The sequence below is a fragment of the Nocardia sp. NPDC006044 genome, assembly GCF_042871115.1.
GTDB lineage: Bacteria > Actinomycetota > Actinomycetes > Mycobacteriales > Mycobacteriaceae > Nocardia.
In genome coordinates this window covers 42,547-68,629 of record NZ_JBIAID010000008.1, presented here as the reverse complement: position 1 = coordinate 68,629, position 26,083 = coordinate 42,547, and the positions used below count along the sequence as shown (strand labels likewise).

Genomic DNA, 26,083 nt, shown 5'->3' with positions numbered 1-26,083 from the left:
CCTGTGCCGCCGCACATCGACAGGTGTCGGAAGCACCCTCACCACTCGCCGGGCGGGGCGAGAAGCCCTATTTCTCTCCAACGATTCCTCAGGAGGCGATATGACCACCGTACGAGAAGCGGCCCTCGATCTGTTCCGGGCGCATGGTTTGACGACGTGGTTCGGCAACCCCGGCTCGTCGGAATTGTCGCTGCTGCAAGACTTTCCGGATGACATGCGCTATATCCTGGGTCTGCAGGAGATAGTCCCGGTCGGCATGGCCGACGCCTACGCCCAGATCACCGGGCGGCCCGCGTTGGTCAACCTGCACACCGCCCCGGGGATGGGCAACGCCCAAGGCGCGCTGTACAACGCCTACCTCAACAAGTCGCCGCTGATCGTGACCGCTGGTAACCAGCGGCGCGTGATGCAGAATCAGAACAATCTGCTGACCAACGTCGATGCGACGATTGTGCCGAAACCGTTCGTGAAGTGGGCGGCCGAACCGGCGTTGGCCAGCGAGGTGCCCGCGGTGCTGGCCCACGCGATCCACCTGGCCACCACCCCGCCGTTCGGGCCGGTGTTCGTCTCACTGCCGATGGACGACATGGACGTGGAGCTCACCGACGATCAGCTGGCCGAGATCGCGGCGGTGCGCGACCGGAAAGTGGTGCACGCCGGGGGATTTCCCGCCGAGTTGGCCGCGCCGATCGCGGCGCGGATCGACGCGGCGCACTCGCCGGTGCTGGTCGTGGGCGGCGATGTGGAACGCTGCGGGGCGCGCGAGGCGATGGTCGCGCTGGCCGAGCGTATCGGCGCGGTGGTGTGGTCTGCTCCTCTTACCGGAACGCCGGGCTTCCCCATGAATCACCCGAGCTATCGCGGCATGCTGCCTCCCGGTCGCGGCTGGGTGGCCGAGGCACTGTCGGGGCACGACTTGATCCTGGCGATCGGTACTCCGGTGTTTCGCTACTATCCGATGATTCCCGGCCCTTACCTGCCCGCCGGTGCCGAACTCGTTCACTTCACCAGCGACCCCGACGAAGCCGCCCGCGCCCCGATGGGCGAGGCCTACGTCACCGATATCCGCGCCGCGGCCCTGGCCCTGCTCGACCACATCACCGTCACCGACCGGCCCGCCCCGCCCGCGCGCCCGCAACCGGCGGCCGTGGCACCGGCCGTTACACCGGTGCGGCCGGAAACCCTGTGGGGCACCGTCGGCCGGGTGGCTCCCGACGAGGCCCTGTGGGTCAGCGAATCCGGCAGCAACGAAACCGCCATCGCCGCCAATATCCGCTCCAGCCAACGGTTTCCCCACCTGTTCGCCGCCGGTGGCGGACTCGGATTCGGGCTGGCCGCCGCCGTGGGAGCGCAACTGGCCGCACCCGAACGCCCGGTCATCGCGGCCATCGGCGACGGCTCGATCCAATACTCGGTTCCCGCCCTGTGGACCGCCGCCCAACACAACATCCCGCTCACCATCGTCGTGCCCGTCAACCACGAATACGGCATCCTCAAACAATTCGGCGGCATCGAACACACCTCCGGCGTGCCGGGATTGGACCTGCCCGCCCTCGACATCACCGCCATCGCCACCGGCTACGGCATCGACGCCCACCAGGCCACCGGCACCGATCACCTGGCCGAACTGCTCAAAACCGCCCTCACCCACCACAATCGCCCGACCCTCATCGCCGTCCCCACCACCACAACCGGACCGGCGTGACACCTCCGCACCCCTGAGACGTTCTCGTCGCCGCGGACGGCCGAATGTGGTTCACGCGCCTCGTTTCCGACTCTGTGCACCCCTCGGGTTCGCCGGTGTCCCATTCGGTGAGTCCGCCCGTAGAAAGGATGACAGCAATGACGAAGACCGCCCCGAACTTCGATGCACTGGATCCGCTACTACCGAATCTGGCGGATTTCTACCGTGACGTGCACCAGCACCCGGAGCTGTCGTCGCAGGAGCACCGCACCGCCGAGGCCGTGGCCCGCGAGGTCAAGGCACTGGGCGCCTATGAGGTGACCACCGGTGTCGGCGGCACCGGCGTGGTGGCCGTGCTGGACAACGGCCCCGGCCCGACGGTGCTGCTGCGCGCGGACTTCGACGCGCTCCCGATCGAGGAGGCGACCGGTCTACCGTACACGTCGGTGCACAAGGGAGTGATGCACGCCTGCGGTCATGATATGCACGCCACCTGCCTGCTCGGCGGGCTGCACCTGCTGGCCGAATCGCGGAACACCTGGTCGGGCAAGGTGATTGCGGTGTTCCAGCCCGCCGAGGAGACCGGCCAGGGTGCTCAGGCCATGATCGATGACAACTTCTTCGACCGGTTCGGCACCCCTGACATCGTGCTCGCCCAGCACTCCGCCCCGGGCCCGGTGGGGATGGTGGGCATGCACCCCGGCACCGCGGAAGCGGCAACCGATGCCTGGCGGGTGGTGCTGCGCGGGCGCGGCGGGGTGCTGCGCGGGCGCGGCGGGCACGGCGCCATGCCGCAGCTCACGGTCGACCCGGTAGTGATGGCGGCCGCGACGATCACGCGCCTGCAAACGGTCGTCTCGCGCGAGATCGCCGCCACCGACGCCGCGGTGGTCACCGTCGGTGCGATCCACGGCGGCAGCAAGGACAGCATCATCCCCGACGAGGTCGAACTCAAGGTCAACATCCGCACCTTCACCCCCGAGGTCCGCGAGAAGGTCCTGGCCGCGGTCGAGCGCATCATCAAAGCCGAGGCCGCCGCGGCGGGGGCGCCCACCGAGCCCGAGATCTCGGTGATCGACACCTTCCCCGTCCTGGTCAACGACCCCGACGCCATCGCCCGCACCGCAGCAGCATTCCGCGACACGCTCGGGATACCGGTGCTGGATCCGGGACCCCAGCCCGGCAGCGAAGACGCCGGCCACTTCGCGACCGCGGCCGAGGCACCGCTGTGCTACTGGCATTTCGGCGCCCTGGACCCGAAGCTGTTCGGCGATGCCGCAGCCGACCCCGACACGTTCCGGTCCGCCTTCGCCGCCGGGCGCATCGACCCGACCAAGATCCCCGCGACACACACCCCGTACTACGCGCCGGTGGTCGAACCGGCGATCACCGTCGGTGTGAAGGCCATGACCACCGCCGCCCTCACCTGGCTCGGCCACTGAGCACCGACCCCGAACACGCAAGGCAGTCACTGTGTTCGCGGTCTGGGAACGGATCCGGCTGTACACCCCAGACCGCGCACAGCATGCCGGGCAGGAACACGAGCATCGCTGACCAGATCGGATCCGTGACACGTCGGTGAGCTTTGGCGATATCCGCGCCCCCGCAACGATGCGGTTGTGCCGCATAGTCATTCACATGATTTTTCCGCACCAACCGCACGTGAAAGGATCGTCATGTCTTTCCAAGCCATCCGATGGACCCCGCCGCCGACTCCACCGCGTGCCAGCGAAAAACAAAGCACGCCTCCCATGCCCGCGCTACGACTTCTTGCCCTGCCCAGCCCCGGCGCAGAACATGTGGTGCTCGCACCGGACGGCAGACTGGTCACCGGTGCCGCCGACGGTTCGGTCTTCGCGGTCGATCCCGCCGACGGCAGGGTCGAGAAGATCGGCGAGACCGGCGGGCGGCTGCTGGGCTTGTTCGCCAACCCCGACGGCTCACTGCTGGTCTGCCACACCGAGCGGGGGCTACTGCGCCTGGACAAACCACACGGCACCGTCGAGGTCCTGGTCGGTCAAGTCGACGGGCAGCCACTATCGATCACCAGCGGCGTCTGGCAAGTCCCCGACGGAACCATCTACTTCTCCTCCTCCACCACCCGCTACCCGTTCGAACAGCACATGGCCGACTACTTCGAGGGCTCGCACACCGGCCGACTGTTCCGCCGCACACCCGACGGCACGGTCGAAACACTGCTCGACGAGCTGAAATTCGCCAGCGGGGTGCTCGTTACCCCGGACCAGTCCTGCGTGCTGGTCGCCGAATCGGCGGGCTACCGCATCACCCGCTACTGGCTCACCGGGCCCAAGCAGGGCACCTGCGACTACCTGGTCGACAACCTTGCTGGCCTGCCCTACAACCTGAGCGTGGGCTCCGACGGACTGCTCTGGGTCGCCCTCGTCGCACCGCGAAGCCGACTACTGGATTTCCTGCTCCCCCGCCCCGGCATCTTCCGCCGCTTGCTCCGGGCGCTCCCACGATCCGCGCGGCCCCACGCTGCCCAGACCGCATGGGTGCAGGCATACGACGTCACCGGCACCCTCGTCCACGACCTCCAGCGCGCCGGCGACGACTACGCCAAGATCACCGGCGTCGTCGAACACCACCGCACCCTCTACCTGAGCAGCGTGGTAGGCAAAGCACTGGCGATCACCCAACTGCCGGAATGACCCAGCATGTTCGGCGCCGCCCTCGACATAGTTCTTCGGATATGGAACCGATGGCTTTGATCGCGATTCGGACACCGCATGGTCGCGAATTTGGGCAGCACGTCGTTCGTGACTGGTCGCGAATCTCGACGTCACTGCACCGGCTTGGTTGCGGCACGGCAGTACCGAACTAGTTTTCCGCCCGGCTGGACTGCCGGCAGTCAACGCGATGGATCCTCGCGCCGCCACCGGGTGACCACTGGTGTGACGGCGTAGCGCGGTGTGATCGCCGACGGTGACGCGTTGGACATGGAGGTCCACCGATTCCGCGTCATCTACAACACCCTCCGACCTCATCAAGCACTCGGAGACCGGACCCCCAAGATCGCCTACCTCCAGGACCAATCCGACTGAGAACACGCGATATGCGGCTATTATCGCGCGTTGCCGGATCCGGAGGTTGGTCTACCGTTTGCCCCTCGCCGATCTCGGTGAGAGGGGCAAACGGGATCAGGCTTTGCTACAGGCCGCCTTGGCCGGGCGCCGTCCAGGCTGTCAGGTTGTCCCTGAGTAGTTGCATCACCCGGGTGGACTGCTTGTACTGGTCTTCGTCGAGGTGGTCCATCTCGGAGGTCGCTTCATCGAAGGCGTTCTTGGCTGCACGAGATGCCGCCTCGGTGTCTCCGACGATGTCGTGCAGGAAGACCGAATAGCCCAGCGCTGCACGGAGCCGGGCAGAGTCGGTGACGGAGAGACTGTCCGCCTCGCGCATGGCGTTGTCGTAGCTCTTTCGAGCATTGTCGGCGGCTTCGGTGTCGTCCGCGTTGGTGGCGAGTTCGGCCTTGCACCGCCAGCAGTCCGCTTGCCATGTCAGGAAAAGGACTTTGGCTTCGATGCTCGTCTCAGGGGAAGGCATGGTCTCGAGAGCCTTCAGGGTCTTGTCGCATACTCCTCGCAGTTCCTTTTCGATCACGCCGATCTTCTCCGCAGCGACGGATGCCAGGTCAGATTTCTGGTCCAGGAGTTTCTGCCGGATCGGCCGCAGTTCTTGCAGACTCGTTCGCCGGGTCTCGATCTGGGCATCGTAGGCGCGGATGAACAGGTGCAGTTGGTCTTCGGTGAGCGCGGTCTTGTTCTTGCGGGCCAGCTCGGCGACAACAGCGAGTTCGTCGGCCATGTCGTCATACCTGTGCGCGATCTCGCTGAGTTTCGCCTGGTACAGCGTCTGCTCATAGTGGTTTCCGGCCATGGCACACTCCTCTTTCGATCGTCGTCGCAGATTTCAAGATCACAGTCCGTGCACGGGCGAGTATGACAGCGCTGGCGCACCAACACGGCCAATATCGTTTCGGCACTGGGTAATCCGCGACGCAACGCCGCTGATCAACCGGGCACGGGCCCGATACGCGTGATCGGCGAACGTCAGTAGTTAAGGGTGTGTTCGGCAACCCAGATGATCTCGGACTGTTGATCTTCCGGCGTACCGCGCGGCCCGGCCGGACCGCGCGCCATGCGGCAGATGAGTGCGCTTGCATCGGATGGCCGCCTGCCCGTCGGAACATGCTGTTGCCCGCGCTTATGAGATCGGGTCAGCGCCGGATGTGGTTGGCTGAGAGTCGTTCTCGCGCATGGCGCTGGAACAGAGGCGATTCAGAGCGAGCAGGAGGCAGGACATGGCAGAAATCAGAAAGTTGACGACCGGTGCGTTCGACAGCGTGATCGCAAACAGTGAGAAGCCTGTGCTGGTGATATTCGACGCAGATTGGGCCGGTCCGTCGAAGCAGCTGGCACCTACGCTCAACAAGATCGCCGACGAGCACGACGAACTCGTCGTGTACCGGGTCAACACCGACGAAGAACCTGACCTCGTTGAGCGGTTCCAGATCCTGACCATTCCATCTCTGCTGCCATTCGGCGGGACACAAAACAGCGATGGGAGCGGAGACATCGGAGACATCTATGCGCAGTGGCCGCGGTTGACTGGCGCGCCTTCGGAGGCTGAGATCCTGAAGTTGGTCTAGGACTTCTCAAGGTCCTCAGCACCGATAGTCAGAATCAGCCCAGAGGGCGTGCGAACCCGAAGTTCGCGCGCTCTTCGGCGATACCAGACGTTGTCAGGACCCGATCCGACAACCGAACTCGGCACCGCACCCTGCCGCCGACTTGACGCAAGACACGCATCTAGTGCGTGAAGATCCTCCGCAGCGTCGCCAGGTTTACGGTTCTGGTCCCAGGAGCCGGGAAGGGCGCGCCATGTCACGGTCGGCGATGGCGTTCAGCCGGCGGTTCCAAGGCGGATACCGAGCAGGCACTCGTTCGTCCCCAGTTGGATTCCCCAGGCTTCGTTACTGACAACAACGATTTCGTCTGCCATCCTGATTTCAGACCAGCTATAAACTGGCAATCTCAAAGTAGGGGGGCAGGGTGAGTCGTTCATCTATATCTATGCCGTGGCGGCGTCGATCAGGAAGACGAATTCCACTCAAGGCCAGCGTGATTGGTGTCGGCATGCTGATGATCGCGACGGGGGCACAGATCGCGACTGCAGGTCCGCCTTCGAACTCGCCTTCGCCCCCGTCGTCGAGTCACGCATCGAGCACACCCTCGGCGACCTCCACCGGTCCTGCACCGAGCACGGCGGCAACGTCGACATCTGTTGCGCCGCAATCACCTTCACCTACCACGCCGGCTCCGGCTAAATCGACCACTGCCACTCCGGCGCCGAGCACTACCCGGGCTCCGGCCACCACGCCGACGCGTCCGGTGTGCGCTCCGGGTTCGAACTCTCGTTCTCCGGAGAAATGGGAGCCGACTCGCGATCCCCAGTCCGCGGTGGTCCCGGGCCGGATGCGTTCGGATTGCCAGCAAATTCCGGGCGGATTCACCAAAGAGCAAGCCGACAGGGCGGAGACGATGGAGGCCGCGGTTGCGGGGCGCAACCAGCAGCGGGCGGCGCTGGCGACGCCGGGCTGTCAGGTCTATTGGCCTGCGCCGTATGAGGTCTGCGGGGCCATCCGCGACAAGTACAACGAGCTCGGCGGCCCGAACTCGTTTCTGCTGTGGCCCACCAGCAACGAACTGTCCAATCCCGACGGATTCGGGAAGCGTTCCACATTCCAGAACGGTCCGATCTACTGGTCTCCAGCCGGGGGCGCGCACCCGGTGGTCAATCACTTCTTCGCCGCTTGGCAACGGCAAGGCTGGGAGTCCGGCCCGCTGGGCTATCCGACGACCGACGAGATTCCCAGCGCGAACGGCGGACGCCGCCAGGAATTCCAGGGTGCGGGAATCTACTGGCATCTCAACGAGGCCTACGCCATCGGCGGCGCGATCCGAGACAAGTGGAACTCGGTAGGGGCCGAGGGCGGCCCGCTCGGGTACCCGACCACCGACGAACTATCGGCGAAGAAAAACAACGGCCGGTACAACAACTTCGAGAACGGGACGATCACCTGGTCCGGTCAGACCGGGTCGCGCCTGCTGTTCGGCGCGGTCCGAGATCGATGGGCCTCGTTCGGGCGAGAGGACGGCGAGATGGGTCTCCCGCTCGGTGACGAGCAGGTCGCCGCCGACGGCACCGGACATGTCGCGAACTTCGAGGACGGCTCCGCTATCTATTGGTATCCCGTGATCGGTGCTTGGCGAGTACCTCCCAGCGTGCTGGCTGTCTTCGCCCAGTTCGGATTCGAAAGCGGAAAGTTCGGCTACCCGACCACGGCGGTCGAAGCGGTCTCGCTCCCGCAATCCAATAATGGAGTAGGGCAAGGCTTCCAGAATGGCTCGATCATCTACATCGACAGGGGTGAGACGTATGATTATTATACGGCGTCGTACTAAGAGCATGCCGTTGTCATCTTTCATCGCGATTATCGCCCTGGTGTTGATGACGTTCCCCACTGTGTCGGATAACATTCCTGCCGCTCAGGCCGATGTGGACGACTGCACGGGCACCGCGGCGGATCCGATTTTTCCCGGCTACGACAGTTCGGAGAAACTGGGTTCTTACGACAATCCGACGGCCGGCGAGGTGTTCATCCGGCGAGGCTTCTATTGTGTCCCCAAATCGTCCCAGGGTAATCCGGTACTAGAGGCTGCCAATGGATTCGGATTCGGACTCGACAAAGTTCAGAATCGGCACTACATCGGACGCCCACAGGATGGCTATGATCGAGCCACGGCCTTGCGGGCGGTCAAATTCGTGCTGGCGGCCCCCTCGTCGAATGTAACGACCAAAACTGACGATTGGGGTTTCGGCTGGAATTTCTTGGCCTACGCCAACGGCGGCACGGAATGCCCCAAGGGTTCCCACGACCCGGAGGCCTGCGCGAACAAGATAAGCGTGCCCGTGCGGGCGGCGTCCACCGAGGGTGGCGCGGAGCGCGAGCCGAAGGGCGGCATGCCGGCGGGAGATCCCCTCGGTCTGCAGACCGTCTACTGCGACTACGGCGCGGCGGCCAAGCTCCGTTGCGACCTCTGGGTGACCGCGGCCCTGGACAAGGGAGCCAAGGGCAGGGGGATCAAATGAGCAGCAGCACAAGCCGGTCCGGCGCGGACATGACCACATTCGTAGATCACCTGGCAGCGGCCGGGCATAAAATCAACTGATGAGCAGACGACCGGAGCTTGCGATCGACAGGTTGCGAGAGAAACTGGCACTGCGGTTGACCGATGAGGCTGCCGCGGTGGCTGCCGACCTCGCCCGTCTGTCCGGCGAGGATGTGGAACGTGTCACGCGGACCATACGCGGGCAGTCCTGCGATGACCCGAGCGTCGGCATCGTCGCCGAGGTCGGCAGCCGACGGGTCGAGGACGATGGCACATTCGCCGCCACCGGGCCGGTGCACATGCTGAGTTTGCTCGTCTCGGCGGCATCCGATGCCGATGGGGTGGGATCATCCGGTGCCGAGGTGAGTTATGCGGAGGCCGTCACCTGGCTCGACGTTCTTTTTCCGCACGTCAAACGATTCTATCTCCGGGAGGATCCGGACGCCGAATCAGCGCAAGCCGCGCCACATTGGTTCTTCGTATTCTTCCTCGACAACCAGGGCGACGTTCTGACGGTTCCTGCCGATTTCGACTGGGTGTCACACCGGATTCGTTACCGGGGGCTGCTCGTATCGGCCATCGACCGAAACGGCGCTTGCGCCGAAACCGTCTACAGGAACGAGCGCTTCGCGGATTTCTACCAGCCGCGCACGGAATCGCGCGGCCGGTATTGGGATATTGATATCAGCCCGCCACCCGGTGCCGTCGAAATATCTCAATGCTTCGACGCGCTCGCCGAAGACGTCACACGTCGCGGCGTGATCGCCACCGAAATCCAGCCGCTGTCACTCGCGTGGAAGGATGGCAACGTCGCAGAGCTCACACTGCGCCACAACGGTCAGCACCGCTGCTACACCCTCGACATCCGCATCCCGACCGACACCGAGCTGCGCAGCGAAACCCAGCTATCCACCGGAGGATTAGGCGGCCTCAGCACTACACTCCACAGCCCGCATCAGTTCGCCGCCGGTGAAATCGCCCGGCTCAGGGAAATGGGCATAAGCGGAATCGCGGAATCGGCGACCGAAATCGACTGCCCGCCTGTTCGAGCAGCCAGATGACGTAACGGGTAGGTGGCGAAGCCGTGCATCTGCCACTGTCACTGGTGTCCGCCGATGAGTTTCGCGCGCGTAGGAGGTCTGCCTGATCATGAGGAAACTGATCTACGGGTTCACCGTGTCCCTGGACGGCTACATCAACGATCGCGACGGCAGTATTGACTGGTCCGACCCTGATGACGAACTGCACCAGTTCCACAATGATCGCTATCGCTCGCTCGAGCTCTCGCTGCACGGCCGTCGCCTGTATGAACTGATGGCCGAGTACTGGCCGCACGTGCCGGCGGACGCGCCGCCCATTCAGCGTGAGTTCGCCGGACTCTGGACGGAGAAACCGAAGGTCGTGTTCTCCCGGACGCTCACCGAGGTTCACTGGAACAGCACCCTGGTCAGGGAGAACGCGGTAGAGGAGGTGCGCAGGCTCAAGGCGGGCGGCGACGGCGTTATGGAGGTCGGCGGCGCGAGCCTCGGGGCCTCGCTGATGCCGCACGGGCTCATCGACGAGTATCAGATGTTCCTCGCGCCCGTAGTGCTCGGCGGCGGCACCCCGTTCTTCCCTGCCCTGGACAAGCGCATCAACCTCCGATTGGCCGAGACGAAGCACTTCAACGCCGTGACGCTGCATCGCTATCTCGTCGACTGAGTTCGGTGAAAACCGCTCTGGTGAAAGGTGGTCCGGCTAGCCGAAGGTCATGATCGCGGCGGACCGGGACTTGGCGGCGAACTCGAAGAAGCGGGTCAGTTCGGCGTAGTTGAGGCGCAGGTACCCCAGACCGAGTTCGTCGCCGTCGCGGACCCAGATGTTCGGGTAGACGTCGGAGTCGTCCATGTCATCGGCGTCGAAGTATTCGGCCAGCTCGGCGAACGGGGTCGCGCGTAGTTGGTCGGCGGTGGCGCTGACCAGGTCGGCGGACCAGGCGTAGAGCATCCGGTCCTCGTCGATCAACTCGCCGTCGGCGAACAGGTCGACGCCGATGCCGGCGTGTTCGAACAGGTACTCGAGGCCGCCCCAGGCTTTGTCGATATAACCGTCGGGTTCGTTGCGGGTTTTCGAGCGGGCATCGATGATGTCGGTCGCGTCCTGCGGAGCGGCCTTGATCCGTACCAACTCCGCGCTCGTCACCCGAGTGAACGAGACCACCATGCCCATCTGCCAACCCCGATCGCCGTCTCTTGCACTGCCTTTCGGTGCAGAGTAGCGGTGAGGTCCGACAAGCCGGTCACCTGATCGACCGGTTCACCCGCACCGCTCCGTAGCATCGGGGGGTACCTCACTACCCCTCGTGGTGAATGAGCTTGCATGGTCGTGCATAATCATCACATGGTTGATTCGGTGCACGCGCCGGAGCCGGACGGGCCTGCGTTGCGGGTTGCGGTGGCCGGGGCGAGTGGGTACGCGGGCGGGGAAGTGTTGCGGCTGCTGCTGGGGCATCCGGCGTATCGAGCCGGGCGCCTCGAACTCGGGGCGCTGACCGCGGGCGCGAACGCCGGGAGCCTGCTCGGGGAGTTGCAGCCGCATCTGCTGCCCCTCGCCGACCGGGTGCTCGCGCCGACCAGCGCGGCGGAGTTGGCCGGGCACGACGTGGTGTTTCTCGGACTGCCGCACGGGCAGTCCGCGGCGATCGCGCAGCAGCTACCAGAATCGACCGTGATCATCGATTGCGGCGCGGACTTCCGGCTCACCGACGCCGCGGCGTGGGAGAAGTACTACGGGAGCGAGCACGCGGGCAGCTGGCCGTACGGCCTGCCCGAGCTGCCCGGCGGCCGGGAGAAGCTGCGCGGCGCGAGCCGCATCGCGGTACCCGGCTGCTATCCGACCGTGGCCAGCCTCGCGCTCGCGCCCGCCGTCGCGGCGGGCATCATCGAACCGCGGGTGAATGTCGTCGCGGTGAGCGGAACCTCGGGGGCCGGCCGCAAGCTCGATGTCGGGCTGCTCGGTTCCGAGGTGATGGGTTCGGCGCGGGCCTATGGCATCGCGGGCGCCCACCGGCATACCCCGGAAATCACCCAGAACCTCTCCGCGGCGGGCGGTCTCGACGTCGCCGTGTCGTTCACGCCGGTGCTCGCGCCGATGCCGCGCGGCATCCTGGCGACCTGCACGGCGCCGACCTCGGTGGACGCCGCGCAAGCCCGCGCTGTCTATGAAAAGGCTTACGCCGAAGAACCTTTCGTGCATCTGCTGCCGGAAGGCGTACTGCCGCAGACCGGCTCGGTGCTCGGTTCCAACGCCGTCACCTTGCAGGTGGCGGTGGACGCCGACGCGGGCCTGCTCGTGGTGATCGGCGCGATCGACAACTTGACCAAGGGCACCGCGGGCGCCGCGGTGCAATCCATGAACCTGGCCGTCGGATTCGACGAGACCGCAGGACTTTCCACCGTAGGAGTGGCACCGTGACGACATCCGCATCGATCGAGACCGGCAAGCTGGTGCGGAACCAGGGCGTGACCGGCCCGCTCGGTTTCCGCGCGGCCGGCATCGCCGCGGGCATCAAGGCGAGCGGAAAGCCCGACCTGGCCCTGGTTTTCAACGAAGGCCCGGACTACGCGGCCGCGGGTGTGTTCACCCGCAACAAGGTGAAGGCCGCCCCGGTGCTGTGGTCGCAGCAGGTGCTCTCCGGCGGCCGCCTGCGCGCGGTGATCCTCAACTCCGGCGGCGCCAACGCGTGTACCGGTCCGGCCGGTTTCCAGGACACGCACCGGACCGCCGAGGAACTCGCTGCCGCGCTGAGCAATTGGGGTTCCGAGACCGGCGCCGGCGAGATCGCCGTCTGCTCGACCGGTCTGATCGGCGACCGCCTGCCGATGGACAAACTGGTGCCCGCGATCACCGAGATCGTGCACGAGATGGGCGGCGGCCTCTCCGGTGGTCTGGACGCGGCCCACGCCATCATGACCACCGACACGGTGCCGAAGGAGGCCGCGTTCCACCACCGGGACAAGTGGAACGTCGGCGGCATGGCCAAGGGCGCGGGCATGCTGGCCCCCTCGCTGGCCACCATGCTCGTGGTGCTGACCACCGACGCCGCCGTCACCGCCGACCAACTGGATCAGGCCCTGCGCAACGCGACCGGCCGCACCTTCGACCGGCTCGACGTCGACGGCTCGTGCTCGACGAACGACACCGTGCTGCTGCTCGCCAACGGTGCGAGCGAGGTCACCCCGAGCCAGGCCGACCTCGACGCCGCCGTGCTCGCGGTCTGCGACGACCTTGCCGCGCAACTGATGTCGGATGCCGAGGGCGTCACCAAGCGGGTGCTGGTGACGGTCACCGGCGCGGTGAGCGAAGAAGAGGCGGTAGCCGCCGCCCGCACCGTCGCGCGCGACAGCCTGGTGAAGACGGCGCTGTTCGGCTCCGACCCGAACTGGGGCCGGGTGCTCGCCGCGGTCGGCATGGCCCCGGTCACCCTGGACCCGAATCGGATCTCGGTGTCGTTCAACGGAAGTCCGGTCTGCGTCGACGGCGTCGGTGCGCCGGGCGCCCGCGATGTCGATCTGTCCGGGATGGACATCGAGGTCCGCATCGACCTGAATGTCGGTGACGCGCAGGCCACCATCCGCACCACCGACCTCTCGCACGGCTACGTCGAAGAGAATTCGGCCTACAGCTCATGACCGGCCAACTCCACCACGAACTCTCGGCGCTGGACAAGGCGCACGTCCTGGCCGACGCGCTGCCCTGGTTGCAGAAGTTCCGGGACAAGATCGTGGTGGTGAAGTTCGGCGGCAACGCCATGGTCGACCCGGAACTCGAACGCGCCTTCGCCGCCGACATGGCCTTCTTGCGTACGGTCGGCGTGCACCCGGTGGTGGTGCACGGCGGTGGCCCGCAGATCAGCGCGATGCTGAAAAAGCTCGGCCTGGAAGGTGAATTCCGCGGCGGCTTCCGGGTGACCACCCCGGAGGTGATGGATGTCGTGCGGATGGTGCTGTTCGGCCAGGTCGGGCGCGAGCTGGTCGGGCTGATCAACGCGCACGGCCCGTACGCGGTCGGCATCTCCGGCGAGGACGCGAACCTGTTCACCGCCACCCGCCGCACCGTCGAGGTGGACGGCGTACCGACCGACATCGGCCTGGTCGGCGACGTCACCTCGGTGAACCCGGACGCGGTGCTCGACCTGATCGGCGCGGGCCGCATCCCGGTGGTGTCCACCATCGCGCCGGACGCGGACGGCGTCGTGCACAACATCAACGCCGATACCGCGGCGGCCGCGTTGGCCCAGGGCATCGGCGCCGAAAAACTGGTGGTGCTGACCGATGTCGAGGGCCTCTACACCGACTGGCCCGACCGCACCTCGCTGATCACCCGCATCGATACCGCGGCGCTGGCCGAGTTGCTGCCCCGCCTGGACGCGGGCATGGTGCCCAAGATGGAGGCCTGCCTGCGCGCTGTGCAAGCCGGGGTGCCGACCGCGCACGTCATCGACGGTCGCGTGCCGCACGCCGTGCTGCTGGAACTGTTCACCGGAGAAGGAATCGGAACGATGGTGACGCCCGCCCCGTCCTCGAATGGGGTTGGCTCGCTGGACGGAACGAAAAAATGAGTACAGACCAAGACCTTCAGACGCGGTGGAGCGCCGCGATGATGAACAACTACGGCACCCCGAAGCTCGCGCTGGTGCGCGGCGCCGGCGCGGTGGTCTACGACGCGGACGGCAACCGCTACGTCGACTTCCTCGGCGGCATCGCGGTCAACAGTCTCGGCCACGCGCACCCGGCCATTCTGGCCGCGGTCACCGAGCAACTCGGCACCCTCGGGCACACCTCGAACCTCTACATCAACCAGCCGACCGTCGACCTGGCCGAGCGGCTGCTCGCGCACTTCGGCGACGGTTCCTCGGCGGCGGGCCACAGCGGCCGCGCGTTCTTCTGCAACTCGGGCACCGAGGCCAACGAGGCCGCGTTCAAGATCGCGCGGCTGACCGGTCGGCGCAAGATCGTCGCCTGCGAGGAGGCGTTCCACGGCCGGACCATGGGCGCCCTCGCGCTCACCGGGCAGGCGGCCAAGCGCACGCCGTTCGAGCCGATGCCGGCCGGCGTCGTGCACGTCCCCTACGGTGACGCGGCCGCGCTGGAGGCCGTGGTGGACGAGGACACCGCCGCGGTGTTCCTGGAGCCGATGATGGGCGAGAGCGGCGTCGTCGTCCCTCCGATCGATTACCTGGCCAAGGCGCGCGAGATCACCAGCAGGCATGGCGCGCTGCTGATCCTCGATGAGGTGCAGACCGGCATCGGCCGGACCGGAAAGTTCTACGCGCACCAGGCCGTCGGCATCGTGCCCGACGTGATCACCCTGGCCAAGGGGCTCGGCGGCGGGCTGCCGATCGGCGCGGTGCTGGCCACCGGCCGGGCCGCCGAACTGCTCACCCCGGGCCTGCACGGCACCACCTTCGGCGGCAACCCGGTGTGCGCGGCGGCCGCGCTCGCGGTGCTGCGCACCATCGACGACGAGGATCTGCTCGCGCATGTCGAGTCGGTCGGCAAGCGGCTCGCCGACGGCATCGAACTGCTGGAGCATCCGCTGATCGATCACGTGCGCGGGGCCGGGCTGCTGCTCGGCGTCGTGCTCACCGAGGACGCGTCCGCGCACGTCGAGGCGCGCGCCCGGGCGGCAGGCTATCTGGTGAATCCGGCCAAGCCCAACGTGATCCGGCTCGCGCCGCCGCTCATCATCACCGAAACCCAGGCCGACAACTTCGTCGCCGATCTGCCGGGAATCCTGGACGCGGCGACCCTAGATGCGAAGGAGGCTGCGGCGCAATGACTTCAGCACAGCACGCGGTACGGCACTTCCTCCGCGACGACGATGTGAGCCCGGCCGAGCAGGCCGAAATCCTCACCCTCGCGGCGGAACTCAAGCAGGCGCCGTTCTCCCGGCGTCCGCTGGAAGGGCCGCGCGGCGTCGGGGTGATCTTCGAGAAGAACTCCACCCGCACCCGGTTCTCCTTCGAGGTGGGCATCGCTCAGCTCGGCGGGCACGCGGTGGTGGTGGACGGGCGCGACACCCAGCTCGGCCGCGAGGAGACCCTCGGCGACACCGGCACGGTGCTGTCGCGCTATGTGGACGCGATCGTGTGGCGCACCTTCGAGCAATCCCGGCTGGACGAAATGTCCTTGACCGCAACGGTTCCCGTGGTGAACGCGCTGTCCAACGAGTTCCACCCGTGCCAGGTGCTTGCCGACTTGCAGACGCTGGTCGAGCGCAAGGGGAACCTGGCCGGGCGCAACCTCACCTACTTCGGTGACGGCGCGAACAACATGGCGCACTCGCTGCTCCTGGGTGGCGTGACCGCGGGTTTGAACGTCACCATCGCCGCGCCTGCGGGTTTCGAGCCGCTGCCGTGGATCCTGGAGGCCGCCCGCAAGCGGGCCGCCGACACCGGCGCGACCATCACGCTGACCGGTGACCCGATCGCCGCGGCCGACGGCGCGGACGCGCTGGTGACCGATACCTGGACCTCGATGGGTCAGGAGAACGACGGTCTCGACCGGGTCGGGCCGTTCCGTCCGTTCCAGGTGAACGCCGAGCTGCTCGCGCACGCGCAACCGGACGCCGTCGTGCTGCACTGCCTGCCCGCCCATCGCGGCGAGGAGGTCACCGACGAGGTTCTGGACGGTCCGCACAGCGTCGTATGGGACGAGGCGGAGAATCGGTTGCACGCGCAGAAGGCGCTGCTGGTGTGGTTGCTGGCCAAGCGAAATGGTGGTTTGTCGTGATGGAGTGCGACCGATGTGAGGTGCCGGCGTGAGTGTGGTGCATCCGGAGCAGGGGAAGGCCGGGCCGGAGATCGCGCGCACCCGCGCCGGCCGGCAGTCCCGCATCGTCGAACTGCTGACCGCGCACGCGGTCCGCAGCCAGACCGAGCTGGCCGCACTGCTGTCCGCCGAGGGCATCGAGACCACCCAGGCCACGCTCTCGCGTGATCTGGACGAGCTCGGCGCGGTGAAGCTGCGCGCCGCCGACGGCGGCGCGGGCGTCTACGTGGTCCCCGAGGACGGCAACCCCATCCGCGGAGTCATCGGCGGCACCGACCGCCTTGCCAAACTGCTCGGCGACCTCCTGGTCTCCACCGACCACAGCGGCAACATCGCGGTCCTGCGCACCCCACCCGGCGCCGCCCACTACCTGGCCAGCGCTCTGGACCGCGCGGCCCTGCCCTACATAGTCGGCACCATCGCGGGCGACGACACCATTGCGGTCATCGCGCGGGAACCACTGACCGGCGCCGAATTGGCGGCGAAGATCGAGGAGATCGCCTGACCCTGGTCAGGAGAACGGGTATTGGCCGGCGCCGCCGCCTGGGCCTTTGCCCGGCGTGGCCACGTTGATGATGTCCTGGACCAGGTCGACTACGGCTCGGCCGATGTTGAGGACATCGTTGCCGAGGGTGCTGAATTCTTGCGCGATGAGGTGCAGCATGGCGTCCGTCCTTCTACCCGCTCGACGATTCCGCCTTTAGGGTCGCACACGGAAGAAGGCGCGCCAAGGGGGTTATTCGCTTGATGGGCAGTGACTTTCGCGAACGATCGGGGGTTGTGACGGGTCGCACCGGACCCCGGTTGTGAATGGGCTTGCATCATCGTGCATAATCATTTGCAGGACGTGCGGGCCGCTGCGGCGGGAAGCCGGTCCGTACTCGAGCACGCAGGCATCGAAAACAAGGAGCACACAGACCATGTCCGAACGCGTCGTACTCGCCTACTCAGGTGGGCTGGACACCTCCGTGGCGATCAGCTGGATTGCCAAGGAGACCGGTTCCGAGGTGGTGGCCGTGGCCATCGACCTCGGCCAGGGCGGCGAGGACATGAACGTGGTGCGCCAGCGAGCGCTGGACTGCGGCGCGGTCGAGGCCATCGTGGTGGACGCGCGCGACGAGTTCGCCAACGACTACTGCCTGCCGACCATCCAGGCCAACGCCATGTACATGGGCCGCTACCCGCTGGTGTCGGCGATCAGCCGCCCGCTCATCGTCAAGCACCTGGTGGAGGCGGCCAAGTTCCACGGCGCCAGCACCGTCGCGCACGGCTGCACCGGCAAGGGCAACGACCAGGTCCGCTTCGAGGTCGGCATCGGCGCGCTCGCCCCGGACCTGAACGTGATCGCCCCGGTCCGCGACTACGCCTGGACCCGGGAGAAGGCCATCGCCTTCGCCGAGGAGAACTCGCTGCCGATCAACGTGACCAAGAAGTCGCCGTTCTCCATCGACCAGAACGTGTGGGGACGCGCGGTGGAAACCGGCTTCCTCGAGGACCTCTGGAACGCGCCGACCAAGGACGTCTACGACTACACCGCCGACGCGACGGTCAACTTCGAGGCGCCCGACGAACTGATCATCACCTTCGACAAGGGCGTTCCGGTCGCCATCGACGGCCGCCCGGTCAGCGTGCTCGAGGCGATCGTCGAACTGAACCACCGGGCCGGCCGTCAGGGCGTGGGCCGTCTGGACATGGTCGAGGACCGGCTCGTCGGCATCAAGAGCCGGGAGATCTACGAGGCGCCCGGCGCGATCGCGCTGATCACCGCGCACCAGGAGCTGGAGGCGGTCACCGTCGAGCGCGAGCTGGGCCGGTACAAGCGGCAGGTCGAGCAGCGCTGGGGCGAGCTGGTGTACGACGGCCTGTGGTTCTCCCCGCTCAAGCGGGCGCTGGACGCGTTCGTCGGCGAGACCCAGGAGCACGTCTCCGGCGAGATCCGGATGGTGCTGCACGGCGGCAACGCGGTGGTCAACGGCCGGCGCTCGGAGCAGTCGCTCTACGACTTCAACCTGGCCACCTACGACGAGGGCGACACCTTCGACCAGTCGCTGGCCAAGGGCTTCGTGCAGATCCACGGCCTGTCGTCCAAGGTCGCCGCGCGCCGGGACCTGAACCAGAAGTAAGCGCTGGTGCATTGGGGGAGCCCACAGACCATGCGTACGGTTCACAGAGAGTGCAACCACTGTGAACCGTGTGCAGTGTCTGTGGGTCTGGGCGGTCCCGAGCGGTCGTAGGGTCGGAGGCGGCCGGTGGGATGCGCCGGGCGGAAGGAGCTGCGTTGCTATGCGGGCTGATGACGACAGCTGGGACATCGTGAGCAGTGTGGGCGCGACGGCGCTCGGTGTCGCGGCGTTGCGTGCGGGAGAGACCCGGCGCGCCGATGCGCTGTTCCGTGATCCATATGCCGAACTGATGGTGATGGCGGTCGGATCGCCCGCTTGGACACGGCTGAGTCAGCGCGACGTCGGCGACATCGACCAGGACGTGGCGCGTTCCTACGGGGCGCTCGGCGATCTGCTGGTGGCCCGCACCTGCTACTTCGACGACTATGTCGAGGCGGCGGCCGCGGCGGGCATCCGGCAGTTCGTCGTCGTGGCCGCCGGGCTCGACGCCAGGGCGTACCGGCTCGACTGGCCTTCCGGCACCACGATTTTCGAGCTGGACCAGCCGAAAGTGTTGCAGTTCAAGGCGTCCGCGATGGCCGCGCAGGACACCGGGCCTGCGGTCGATCGGCGCGAGGTCGCGGTGGATCTGCGCGAGGATTGGCCTGCGGCGTTGCGCGACCAGGGTTTCGACTCGGCCGTGCCGACCGCGTGGCTGGTCGAGGGACTGCTGCGCTACCTGCCGGTGGACGCGCAGGATCGGCTGCTGACCCACCTAGCGGCACAGAGCGCGCCGGGAAGCCGGGTGGCACTCAATATGACGCCGGGCAACCTGACGTCGAATAGGCAAGAGCAGGAAGACAATCGCAACCGGCTGCGCGCCGCGCTGGACATCGATCTCGACGTCGACTCGCTCTGGTATCCGGCCGAGGGGCGCACCGATCCCGCCGAGTGGTTCGGCGAACAAGGCTGGACGGTCGTGCGCGCCGACCCGGCCGCCGTGCTGATCGACCGCGGCCGCGACGTGCCCGACGACATCGCCGCCGACATGCGCACCCACCTACTGATGACCGCAATCCGACCCGGAGGAGACAGCACACCATGACGCAGAGCGGCAGCACCAACACCGGGGCGCTCTGGGGCGGGCGCTTCGCGTCCGGACCGGCCGAGGCGATGGCGGCGCTGAGCAAGTCGACGCACTTCGACTGGGTGCTGGCGCCGTACGACGTGCGCGCGTCCAAGGCGCACGCACGCGTGCTGCACAAGGCCGGGCTGCTGTCCGAGAGCGACCTGGCCGGCATGCTCGCCGGGCTGGATCGGCTTGCCGCGGACGTGGATTCGGGTGCGTTCGCGCCCGCCGAGTCCGACGAGGACGTGCACGGCGCGCTGGAACGCGGGCTGATCGAACGGGTCGGCGCCGAACTCGGCGGGCGGCTGCGTGCCGGACGATCCCGGAACGACCAGGTGGCCACGCTGTTCCGGATGTGGCTGCGCGACGGCGTGCGCCGGGTCGCCGCCGGTGTGCTCGACGTGGTCGACGCGCTGGTCGCGCAGGCCAGCGCGCATCCGGACGCGGTGATGCCGGGCAAGACGCATCTGCAAGCCGCGCAGCCCGTGCTGCTCGCGCACCATCTGCTCGCGCACGCGCATCCGCTGCTGCGCGATATCGACCGGCTGCGCGACTTCGACAAGCGGGCGGCGGTGTCGCCGTACGGTTCCGGCGCGCTGGCCGGTTCCTCGCTCGGCCTCGATCCCGAGGCGATCGCCGCCGAGCTGGATTTCGATGCCGCCGCGGCGAATTCGATCGATGCCACCTCCTCGCGCGACTTCGCCGCCGAGGCCGCGTTCGTGCTCGCCATGATCGGGGTCGATCTCAGCCGTATGGCCGAAGAGGTGATCCTCTGGAGCACACCGGAATTCGGATACATCACGCTCGCGGACGCCTGGTCCACCGGGTCCTCGATCATGCCGCAGAAGAAGAACCCGGACGTCTCCGAACTCACCCGCGGCAAGGCGGGGCGGCTCATCGGTAACCTCACCGGACTACTGGCCACGCTGAAGGCGCAGCCGCTGGCCTACAACCGTGACCTGCAGGAGGACAAGGAGCCGCTGTTCGACTCGGTCGCGCAGCTGGAGCTGTTGCTGCCCGCCATCGCGGGTCTGGTCGGCACGCTGACCTTCCACACCGATCGGATGGCCGAACTCGCGCCCGCCGGTTTCACTCTCGCGACCGATATCGCCGAATGGCTGGTCCGCCAAGGTGTTCCGTTCCGGGTGGCGCACGAGGCGGCCGGCGCCTGTGTCCGCGCCGCCGAATCGCGTGGCGTCGGTCTCGACGAACTCACCGACGAGGAGTTCGCCGCCATCGACCCGGCGCTCACCCCGAAGGTGCGCGAGGTCCTCACCGTGCACGGCTCCATCGCCTCCCGCAACGCCCGCGGCGGCACCGCAGGCACCCAGGTCGCCGTACAGCTCGACGAAATCGCCGCCACCACAACCCAACTCCGTAGCTGGCTGGGCTGACCTCGCGCAGCCCTGTGTAGATCAGCACCCCGTGCGGGCCCGCTGACCGAGCCACGTCTGGATCCGCTGGTGGCAGAGCCGTGCGCCCGCCCGGTGTGCGGTTCCGTGGGTGGTTGGGCCGCGTGCGCGTCTGGTGTGTGGTTCCGCAGGTGCCCGAGCCGCGCATCCGAACCGCGTGTGGTGGTGCCGTGCGCCCGCCCGGTGTGGTTCCGTGGGTGGTTGGGCCGTGTGCCCATTTGGCGTGCGGTTCCGCAGGTGGCGCGGCCGCTCATCCGAACCGCGTGCGGACGCACACGCGCTCGCGTGATCTGAGCAGGAGTGCGGATGTTGCCGATTCAGCGGGGGAGTAGGTCCGCTATGTGGAGCAGGGGTGCGGCGAGGGCGGGGATGGCGTCGGGGGATTGCAGGCGGCCTGCGCGGTAGGTGAGTAGTTCGTGGCCGCTGAGGCTCCAGTGCGGCGCTGCGCCGGACAGGTGGGCGTCGATCAGTGGTTTGCCGATGAGCCAGCGGGCGTAGTCGGGTTCGCTCGTGTGGATGCGGTAGCGGGAGTCGAAGTCGGGGTTGCCGGTGGCGGTGGGCTTGTCGCCGAATACCGCATGGGAGAGCTGTGCGAGCGGGCCGCGGGGGACGACCGCGATCGGCGGGTATGGCCGGTCCAGGTGTACGACGACGACGTTGTAGTTATGCGTCGTGACCTTTTTCGATGGATTGTTTTCCGAGTCGTAGGTAGTGCGCGTCGTCTGATAGTTGTAGTCCGCCACGGTCACCCATCGGCCACCCAATTGACCGGTCATCGCCAGACCGAGCTGTCCTTTGCTGCCTCCGGGCAGCCGCGCAGTCCAGTTCGCGTGCGCGTTCTGCGTGCAGGTCCAGTTGTTGGCTGTCGTCCACTCCCACAGCGCATTCCGGCGCTGCTGGTCATTGCGCATGGGCACCAGGATAAGCGCGGCCGGCGCGACGACCGCGAGCCCCACACATGCGTAGACACCGAATTCCACCGCGTCCATGACCGATCCCCCACTCTTTGTCATCGGTCGTCGAAGCAACGGCTCGATCCCCAGTTCCCCCAGGCCGCTCCCTGTCCGACAGCGCGCCAGACCCCTATTCTGCGCCACTCGATACGCTGCCGCCATGACCCTGCTTCTGCTGGCCATCGCCATCGCGTCCGAGGTGACCGCCACCGTCTCGCTGAAGATCTCCGACGGATTCACCAAGGTCATTCCGTCGATCCTGGTCGTGCTCGGCTACGGCAGCGCCTTCTGGTTCCTCTCCCAGGCATTGAAGCGCGGCATGCAGATCGGTGTCGCCTATGGCATCTGGTCGGCCGTCGGCGTGGCGGCCATCGCGATCATCGGCGTCCTCTTCCTCGACGAACGCCTGACCCTGATCCAAGTGGGCGGCATCGCCCTGGTCATCATCGGCGTACTCGCGCTGGAACTCGGCGGCCAGCATTGATCAAGCGGGCGTGCCTATGGTCACCGAGACCATAGGCACGCCCGAACGCTGGGTAGATCAGAGGAATTCGCTGGTATCCAGGTCGAACTCGAAGGGTTTCGGGAGCCGGAGTGCGGCGCCGAACTTGGCGGTGGCGGTGTGCCGATACTCCCCGTCCGCCGGTTCCCAATAGACAGTCATGTCGGCACGATGGCGATCGATCAGCAGGTATGCGGGAATGTGGGCCTGCGCGTATGCATCGCGCTTCTCGACGCGATCGACCTCCGCGTCGCGTTCGCGCCCCGACGTGATCTCCACGATCATCAGGATGCCGGCCGGGTCGGACCACGACGGCTGGTCCCGGAAATAGCCACGCGGTGCGATTGCGCCATCTACTCGCGCACGGCTTTCGCGATAGGCCGGGATGCGTACGCCGACCTCGGAGAATAGCCGCCATTCCGGGCAGTGGTCCCGAATCTGATCGCCCACGATGCTGGTGAACTCGACATGCTCACCATCCGGAACGGGAACCACGTAGATCCTTCCATTGATCAGCTCGACGTCGACTTCCTCGGACGATGCGCGCTCCAGCACCTCGAACTCCGCGAGGGTCACATCGGCGTCCATGCTGCTCATATCCCCAGGGTAACCGGGTGGCGCGGGTTCGGTTCGCTGGTCGTCCGCCAGCAGGTGCCGCGCCGCGGTGCGCGGGCTCATCCGGGCCCCGGTGCCGACTGTGGGCTGCTACGGTCCATTCTGGAACTCCTCCTACTCGGCGACATGACGGTTGTGCATTTCCTTTGACGTGCGATGTCGCCCGATAGTTCCCGCGAATCTCCGCGAGTTCCAACGTTGAAGCGCGGCATGCTGATCGGTGTCGCCTATGGCATCTGGTCGGCCGTCGGCGTGGCGGCCATCGCGATCATCGGCGCCCTCTTCCTCGACGAACGCCTGACCTTGATCCAAGTGGGCGGCATCGCCCTGGTCATCATCGGCGTACTCGCGCTGGAACTCGGCGGCCAGCATTGATCGAACGGCGCGCTTCTCCCACGGTGACGTAACGTCATGCATTACCGTTTGATGCGAGCTGCCGATCAATGGTTCCGGTGAATCCCGACGAGTTTCAGCGGTGAAACCGAGCGATTGCTGATGCCCTACCGGATGGGACGGCCGTTCGGGTATTGAGTGCATTGTTTTCTCGGCTCGCAAACCGGGATTGCATTGCGGCGTCCGCATTTTGCCGAATATGTCCCACGAACGGATGGGCCGAACGTAGCATCGCGGGATGGACTGGACGTTTGCTCAGCTGTGCGCGCACGGATGTGGCCGATGACCTCGGACGATGCCGTGAAACCGGCCGAACCCGCGGGTGATTCCGCCGTGGTGCTGCGGGCCGAGGGGTTGGTGAAGCGCTATGGCGGGGTCGAGGCGTTACGTGGCGCCAACTTCGAGGTGAGCGCCGGTGAAGTCGTCGCGTTGATCGGCGACAACGGCGCGGGTAAATCGACTCTGGTGAAATGCCTTTCCGGCGCCGAGCAGCCGGATTCCGGGCGGATTTTGCTGGACGGCAAGCAGGTGGTGCTGAATACGCCCACGGCCGCGCGCAAACTCGGCGTGGAGACGGTGTATCAGGACCTCGCGGTCGCCCCCGATCTGGACCCGGCCGCGAACCTGTTTCTCGGCCGGGAGCTGGTGCGCAAGGGCTTGCCGGGCAAACTCGGCATGCTGGACCGCACCGCGATGAGAGCCCAAGCGGTGGAACACTTCCGGCGCCTCGGCGTCACCTTGCAGAGCGCGGACGTGCCGATCGGCTCGCTGTCCGGCGGGCAGCGGCAGAGCGTCGCGGTGGCCAGGGCGGTGATGTGGGCGAGCAAGGTCGTGTTCATGGACGAGCCGACCGCCGCGCTCGGCGTGGTGCAGCGCGAGCGGGTGCTCGATGTGATCCGCCGGGTCGCCGATCAGGGCATCGCGGTGGTGCTGATCAGCCACAACATGCCCGAAGTCCTGGCGGTCGCGGACCGCATCGAGGTACTCCGGCTCGGCCGGCGGGTGGCCAGGTTCACCGCGGCCGAGGCCACGCTCGAGCAGTTGGTGGGCGCCATGACCGGCGCGTTGTCACAGGAGGGGGCGGCGTGAGACATCCGTGCCCCGCGGCGTCGAATTGTGTTGAGGTGCAGGACTATGAGTGAGCGAAGCGAACGAATCATGTCACAGTGTGCATCGCGCATACCGGAGCCGAGCGTCAGCGAGGCGAAGGTATGAGTGAGGTCAAGTCCGTCGGTGCCGACGGGAACGGTAACGGCCAGGAGTTACCCGAACGCACTGTCCTGCAACGACTTCTCGGCGCGAGCACAGTATGGATCGGCGTCGTGCTGGTCGCGTTGTGCATCGTGTTCAGCGTGCTGCGCCCGGACGCGTTCCCGACCCGCTTCACCTTTCAGACACTGCTGATCGAAACCTCGGTGCTGCTGGTGCTTTCGGTGGGAATGACGTTCGTGATCATCACCTCCGGCATCGACCTCTCCGTCGGCATGGTGCTGATCTTCTCCGGCGTGATCGGCGCGAAGTCGATGGAGTGGCTCAGCCCGGATCAGGACGCCACCAACGCGGGCTGGGGCATCATCGCGGTCGGCTTCCTGCTTTCCATTGCGGGCGGCGGTGTTTGGGGCCTGATCAACGGATTGCTGGTGGCCAAGGCCAAGATTCCGCCGCTGATCGTCACGCTCGGCTCGTTCGGCGCCGCCCTCGGCGCGGCGCAACTGATCACCGGCGGCGTGGACACCCGGACGGTGCCCGAAAACCTGCGGGACACCCTCGGTTTCGGCACCACCCTGGGCGGCGTTCCGAACCTGGTGCTGGTCGCCACCGTGGTGACCGTGCTGGCCGCATGGGTGCTGCACACCACCCGCTTCGGCCGCTACACCTACGCCATCGGCTCCAACGAGGAGGCCGCCCGCCGCTCCGGCATCGCGGTCACCCGGCATCTGGTGACGGTGTACCTGCTCACCGGCGTGCTGGCCGGTCTGGCCGGCTTCATGAACCTGGCCTACTTCGGCACCACCACGATCGGCGGGCACACCACCGACAACCTGGACGCCATCGCGGGCGTGGTGATCGGCGGCACCAGCCTGTTCGGCGGGGTCGGATCGATCGTCGGCACGGTGATCGGCGTGTTCATTCCGTCGGTGCTGAAGAAGGGGTTCGTCATCGCGCAGGTGCCGGTGTTCTGGCAGCCGATCGCGGTGAGCGTGGTGCTGGTCGCGGCGGTCTGGTTCGACCAGCTCCGCCGCCGGGCCCGCGATCGGAAATAGGAATTCGACAGTGGAACAACAC

The 26,083-nt window shown here is 66.7% G+C and carries 28 protein-coding genes; 23 read left to right on the top strand and 5 right to left on the bottom strand.

Going from position 1 to position 26,083, the window contains the following annotated elements; all coding sequences use genetic code 11:
- Window positions 1-100 precede the first annotated feature (100 nt).
- The 4 genes from mdlC to ACFYO1_RS42205 all read left to right on the top strand — a co-directional run bounded on the left by mdlC (window position 101) and on the right by ACFYO1_RS42205 (window position 4,749).
- Window positions 101-1,705 carry a benzoylformate decarboxylase gene (gene mdlC, locus ACFYO1_RS42220; protein ID WP_387244820.1) on the top strand — a complete coding sequence of 535 codons (1,605 nt, stop codon included), beginning with the start codon at window positions 101-103 and terminating at the stop codon, window positions 1,703-1,705.
- A 137-nt stretch (window positions 1,706-1,842) separates the two neighbouring features.
- The gene (locus ACFYO1_RS42215) at window positions 1,843-3,126 is read left to right on the top strand and encodes an amidohydrolase (RefSeq protein WP_387244817.1); all 1,284 of its coding nucleotides are present in this window, start codon (window positions 1,843-1,845) and stop codon (window positions 3,124-3,126) included.
- Window positions 3,127-3,435: 309 nt separating this feature from the next.
- A complete protein-coding gene (locus ACFYO1_RS42210) occupies window positions 3,436-4,356 on the top strand; it encodes an SMP-30/gluconolactonase/LRE family protein (RefSeq protein WP_387244814.1) in 921 nt (306 codons plus the stop codon).
- A 288-nt stretch (window positions 4,357-4,644) separates the two neighbouring features.
- Complete coding sequence (locus ACFYO1_RS42205; RefSeq protein WP_387245223.1) at window positions 4,645-4,749, top strand: integrase core domain-containing protein; 105 nt, start codon at window positions 4,645-4,647, stop codon at window positions 4,747-4,749.
- Window positions 4,750-4,855: 106 nt separating this feature from the next.
- On the opposite strand, the gene ACFYO1_RS42200 is transcribed toward ACFYO1_RS42205, so the two are convergent.
- Window positions 4,856-5,584 (bottom strand): 14-3-3 family protein, encoded by a 729-nt coding sequence (locus ACFYO1_RS42200; protein ID WP_387244812.1) that lies wholly within the window; start codon window positions 5,582-5,584, stop codon window positions 4,856-4,858.
- A gap of 424 nt (window positions 5,585-6,008) precedes the next feature.
- Between ACFYO1_RS42200 and ACFYO1_RS42195 the strand changes: the two genes are divergently transcribed.
- From ACFYO1_RS42195 to ACFYO1_RS42170, 6 genes are all read left to right on the top strand, one after another.
- Window positions 6,009-6,356 carry a thioredoxin family protein gene (locus ACFYO1_RS42195; protein WP_387244810.1) on the top strand — a complete coding sequence of 116 codons (348 nt, stop codon included), beginning with the start codon at window positions 6,009-6,011 and terminating at the stop codon, window positions 6,354-6,356.
- A gap of 429 nt (window positions 6,357-6,785) precedes the next feature.
- The gene (locus ACFYO1_RS42190) at window positions 6,786-7,034 is read left to right on the top strand and encodes a hypothetical protein (protein ID WP_387244807.1); all 249 of its coding nucleotides are present in this window, start codon (window positions 6,786-6,788) and stop codon (window positions 7,032-7,034) included.
- A 214-nt stretch (window positions 7,035-7,248) separates the two neighbouring features.
- A complete protein-coding gene (locus ACFYO1_RS42185; RefSeq protein WP_387244804.1) occupies window positions 7,249-8,172 on the top strand; it encodes an LGFP repeat-containing protein in 924 nt (307 codons plus the stop codon).
- Between the two features lie 4 nt (window positions 8,173-8,176).
- The gene (locus ACFYO1_RS42180) at window positions 8,177-8,860 is read left to right on the top strand and encodes a hypothetical protein (protein ID WP_387244801.1); all 684 of its coding nucleotides are present in this window, start codon (window positions 8,177-8,179) and stop codon (window positions 8,858-8,860) included.
- 79 nt (window positions 8,861-8,939) lie between these two features.
- Window positions 8,940-9,941, top strand: coding sequence for a hypothetical protein (locus ACFYO1_RS42175; protein WP_387244798.1), 1,002 nt, complete (start codon window positions 8,940-8,942; stop codon window positions 9,939-9,941).
- An 88-nt stretch (window positions 9,942-10,029) separates the two neighbouring features.
- Entirely contained in the window at window positions 10,030-10,581 is a 552-nt protein-coding gene (locus ACFYO1_RS42170) for a dihydrofolate reductase family protein (protein WP_387244795.1), read from the top strand.
- Window positions 10,582-10,617: 36 nt separating this feature from the next.
- On the opposite strand, the gene ACFYO1_RS42165 is transcribed toward ACFYO1_RS42170, so the two are convergent.
- On the bottom strand, window positions 10,618-11,088 hold the full coding sequence (locus ACFYO1_RS42165) for a DUF1877 family protein (RefSeq protein WP_387244792.1): 471 nt from the start codon (window positions 11,086-11,088) through the stop codon (window positions 10,618-10,620).
- A 171-nt stretch (window positions 11,089-11,259) separates the two neighbouring features.
- Here ACFYO1_RS42165 and argC point away from each other — a divergent pair, with 171 nt between their 5' ends.
- Genes argC through ACFYO1_RS42135 form a run of 6 tightly spaced genes read left to right on the top strand, consistent with a single transcriptional unit; the run spans window position 11,260 to window position 17,196 of the window.
- Window positions 11,260-12,333 carry an N-acetyl-gamma-glutamyl-phosphate reductase gene (gene argC, locus ACFYO1_RS42160; protein ID WP_387244789.1) on the top strand — a complete coding sequence of 358 codons (1,074 nt, stop codon included), beginning with the start codon at window positions 11,260-11,262 and terminating at the stop codon, window positions 12,331-12,333.
- Entirely contained in the window at window positions 12,330-13,550 is a 1,221-nt protein-coding gene (gene argJ / locus ACFYO1_RS42155; protein WP_387244785.1) for a bifunctional glutamate N-acetyltransferase/amino-acid acetyltransferase ArgJ, read from the top strand. Before argC ends, argJ begins: the two co-directional genes overlap by 4 nt.
- On the top strand, window positions 13,547-14,479 hold the full coding sequence (argB, locus tag ACFYO1_RS42150) for an acetylglutamate kinase (protein ID WP_387244783.1): 933 nt from the start codon (window positions 13,547-13,549) through the stop codon (window positions 14,477-14,479). The genes argJ and argB overlap by 4 nt, the downstream gene beginning before the upstream one ends.
- Window positions 14,476-15,699, top strand: a complete 1,224-nt coding sequence (locus ACFYO1_RS42145; protein WP_387244780.1) for an acetylornithine transaminase — start codon at window positions 14,476-14,478, stop codon at window positions 15,697-15,699. Before argB ends, ACFYO1_RS42145 begins: the two co-directional genes overlap by 4 nt.
- Window positions 15,696-16,652 (top strand): ornithine carbamoyltransferase, encoded by a 957-nt coding sequence (argF, locus tag ACFYO1_RS42140; RefSeq protein WP_378721568.1) that lies wholly within the window; start codon window positions 15,696-15,698, stop codon window positions 16,650-16,652. The genes ACFYO1_RS42145 and argF overlap by 4 nt, the downstream gene beginning before the upstream one ends.
- 28 nt (window positions 16,653-16,680) lie before the next feature.
- Window positions 16,681-17,196: an arginine repressor gene (locus ACFYO1_RS42135; RefSeq protein WP_387244777.1), complete on the top strand. Its 516-nt coding sequence runs from the start codon at window positions 16,681-16,683 to the stop codon at window positions 17,194-17,196.
- Between the two features lie 6 nt (window positions 17,197-17,202).
- On the opposite strand, the gene ACFYO1_RS42130 is transcribed toward ACFYO1_RS42135, so the two are convergent.
- A complete protein-coding gene (locus ACFYO1_RS42130; protein WP_387244774.1) occupies window positions 17,203-17,355 on the bottom strand; it encodes a hypothetical protein in 153 nt (50 codons plus the stop codon).
- A gap of 256 nt (window positions 17,356-17,611) precedes the next feature.
- Here ACFYO1_RS42130 and ACFYO1_RS42125 point away from each other — a divergent pair, with 256 nt between their 5' ends.
- From ACFYO1_RS42125 to argH, 3 genes are all read left to right on the top strand, one after another.
- Window positions 17,612-18,814 (top strand): argininosuccinate synthase, encoded by a 1,203-nt coding sequence (locus ACFYO1_RS42125; protein WP_387244771.1) that lies wholly within the window; start codon window positions 17,612-17,614, stop codon window positions 18,812-18,814.
- Window positions 18,815-18,974: 160 nt separating this feature from the next.
- A complete protein-coding gene (locus ACFYO1_RS42120) occupies window positions 18,975-19,898 on the top strand; it encodes an SAM-dependent methyltransferase (protein ID WP_387244768.1) in 924 nt (307 codons plus the stop codon).
- Entirely contained in the window at window positions 19,895-21,316 is a 1,422-nt protein-coding gene (gene argH, locus ACFYO1_RS42115) for an argininosuccinate lyase (protein ID WP_387244765.1), read from the top strand. Before ACFYO1_RS42120 ends, argH begins: the two co-directional genes overlap by 4 nt.
- 335 nt (window positions 21,317-21,651) lie before the next feature.
- Here argH and ACFYO1_RS42110 read toward each other — a convergent pair whose 3' ends face one another.
- Window positions 21,652-22,323 carry a hypothetical protein gene (locus ACFYO1_RS42110; RefSeq protein WP_387244763.1) on the bottom strand — a complete coding sequence of 224 codons (672 nt, stop codon included), beginning with the start codon at window positions 22,321-22,323 and terminating at the stop codon, window positions 21,652-21,654.
- A gap of 124 nt (window positions 22,324-22,447) precedes the next feature.
- On the opposite strand from ACFYO1_RS42110, the gene ACFYO1_RS42105 reads away from it, so the two are divergent.
- Entirely contained in the window at window positions 22,448-22,771 is a 324-nt protein-coding gene (locus tag ACFYO1_RS42105) for a DMT family transporter (protein ID WP_387244760.1), read from the top strand.
- Window positions 22,772-22,828: 57 nt separating this feature from the next.
- Here the strand turns inward: ACFYO1_RS42105 and ACFYO1_RS42100 are convergent, their stop codons facing one another.
- Window positions 22,829-23,377, bottom strand: coding sequence for a Uma2 family endonuclease (locus tag ACFYO1_RS42100; RefSeq protein ID WP_387244757.1), 549 nt, complete (start codon window positions 23,375-23,377; stop codon window positions 22,829-22,831).
- Window positions 23,378-23,614: 237 nt separating this feature from the next.
- Here ACFYO1_RS42100 and ACFYO1_RS42095 point away from each other — a divergent pair, with 237 nt between their 5' ends.
- The 3 genes from ACFYO1_RS42095 to ACFYO1_RS42085 all read left to right on the top strand — a co-directional run bounded on the left by ACFYO1_RS42095 (window position 23,615) and on the right by ACFYO1_RS42085 (window position 26,061).
- The gene (locus tag ACFYO1_RS42095) at window positions 23,615-23,779 is read left to right on the top strand and encodes an SMR family transporter (RefSeq protein ID WP_387244754.1); all 165 of its coding nucleotides are present in this window, start codon (window positions 23,615-23,617) and stop codon (window positions 23,777-23,779) included.
- Window positions 23,780-24,079: 300 nt separating this feature from the next.
- Window positions 24,080-24,886, top strand: coding sequence for an ATP-binding cassette domain-containing protein (locus ACFYO1_RS42090; RefSeq protein ID WP_387244751.1), 807 nt, complete (start codon window positions 24,080-24,082; stop codon window positions 24,884-24,886).
- Window positions 24,887-25,008: 122 nt separating this feature from the next.
- On the top strand, window positions 25,009-26,061 hold the full coding sequence (locus ACFYO1_RS42085) for an ABC transporter permease (RefSeq protein ID WP_387244748.1): 1,053 nt from the start codon (window positions 25,009-25,011) through the stop codon (window positions 26,059-26,061).
- The last annotated feature ends 22 nt before the right edge of the window (window positions 26,062-26,083 follow it).

Bases quoted from the DNA above. Each gene is read 5' to 3' on its own strand.
- mdlC (WP_387244820.1), top strand. From the start codon at position 101: ATGACCACCGTACGAGAAGCGGCCCTCGATCTGTTCCGGGCGCATGGT.
- ACFYO1_RS42215 (WP_387244817.1), top strand. From the start codon at position 1,843: ATGACGAAGACCGCCCCGAACTTCGATGCACTGGATCCGCTACTACCG.
- ACFYO1_RS42210 (WP_387244814.1), top strand. From the start codon at position 3,436: ATGCCCGCGCTACGACTTCTTGCCCTGCCCAGCCCCGGCGCAGAACAT.
- ACFYO1_RS42205 (WP_387245223.1), top strand. From the start codon at position 4,645: ATGGAGGTCCACCGATTCCGCGTCATCTACAACACCCTCCGACCTCAT.
- ACFYO1_RS42200 (WP_387244812.1), bottom strand. From the start codon at position 5,584: ATGGCCGGAAACCACTATGAGCAGACGCTGTACCAGGCGAAACTCAGC.
- ACFYO1_RS42195 (WP_387244810.1), top strand. From the start codon at position 6,009: ATGGCAGAAATCAGAAAGTTGACGACCGGTGCGTTCGACAGCGTGATC.
- ACFYO1_RS42185 (WP_387244804.1), top strand. From the start codon at position 7,249: ATGGAGGCCGCGGTTGCGGGGCGCAACCAGCAGCGGGCGGCGCTGGCG.
- ACFYO1_RS42180 (WP_387244801.1), top strand. From the start codon at position 8,177: ATGCCGTTGTCATCTTTCATCGCGATTATCGCCCTGGTGTTGATGACG.
- ACFYO1_RS42175 (WP_387244798.1), top strand. From the start codon at position 8,940: ATGAGCAGACGACCGGAGCTTGCGATCGACAGGTTGCGAGAGAAACTG.
- ACFYO1_RS42170 (WP_387244795.1), top strand. From the start codon at position 10,030: ATGAGGAAACTGATCTACGGGTTCACCGTGTCCCTGGACGGCTACATC.
- ACFYO1_RS42165 (WP_387244792.1), bottom strand. From the start codon at position 11,088: ATGGGCATGGTGGTCTCGTTCACTCGGGTGACGAGCGCGGAGTTGGTA.
- argC (WP_387244789.1), top strand. From the start codon at position 11,260: ATGGTTGATTCGGTGCACGCGCCGGAGCCGGACGGGCCTGCGTTGCGG.
- argB (WP_387244783.1), top strand. From the start codon at position 13,547: ATGACCGGCCAACTCCACCACGAACTCTCGGCGCTGGACAAGGCGCAC.
- ACFYO1_RS42145 (WP_387244780.1), top strand. From the start codon at position 14,476: ATGAGTACAGACCAAGACCTTCAGACGCGGTGGAGCGCCGCGATGATG.
- argF (WP_378721568.1), top strand. From the start codon at position 15,696: ATGACTTCAGCACAGCACGCGGTACGGCACTTCCTCCGCGACGACGAT.
- ACFYO1_RS42130 (WP_387244774.1), bottom strand. From the start codon at position 17,355: ATGCTGCACCTCATCGCGCAAGAATTCAGCACCCTCGGCAACGATGTC.
- ACFYO1_RS42125 (WP_387244771.1), top strand. From the start codon at position 17,612: ATGTCCGAACGCGTCGTACTCGCCTACTCAGGTGGGCTGGACACCTCC.
- ACFYO1_RS42120 (WP_387244768.1), top strand. From the start codon at position 18,975: ATGCGGGCTGATGACGACAGCTGGGACATCGTGAGCAGTGTGGGCGCG.
- argH (WP_387244765.1), top strand. From the start codon at position 19,895: ATGACGCAGAGCGGCAGCACCAACACCGGGGCGCTCTGGGGCGGGCGC.
- ACFYO1_RS42110 (WP_387244763.1), bottom strand. From the start codon at position 22,323: ATGGACGCGGTGGAATTCGGTGTCTACGCATGTGTGGGGCTCGCGGTC.
- ACFYO1_RS42105 (WP_387244760.1), top strand. From the start codon at position 22,448: ATGACCCTGCTTCTGCTGGCCATCGCCATCGCGTCCGAGGTGACCGCC.
- ACFYO1_RS42100 (WP_387244757.1), bottom strand. From the start codon at position 23,377: ATGGACGCCGATGTGACCCTCGCGGAGTTCGAGGTGCTGGAGCGCGCA.
- ACFYO1_RS42095 (WP_387244754.1), top strand. From the start codon at position 23,615: ATGCTGATCGGTGTCGCCTATGGCATCTGGTCGGCCGTCGGCGTGGCG.
- ACFYO1_RS42090 (WP_387244751.1), top strand. From the start codon at position 24,080: ATGACCTCGGACGATGCCGTGAAACCGGCCGAACCCGCGGGTGATTCC.
- ACFYO1_RS42085 (WP_387244748.1), top strand. From the start codon at position 25,009: ATGAGTGAGGTCAAGTCCGTCGGTGCCGACGGGAACGGTAACGGCCAG.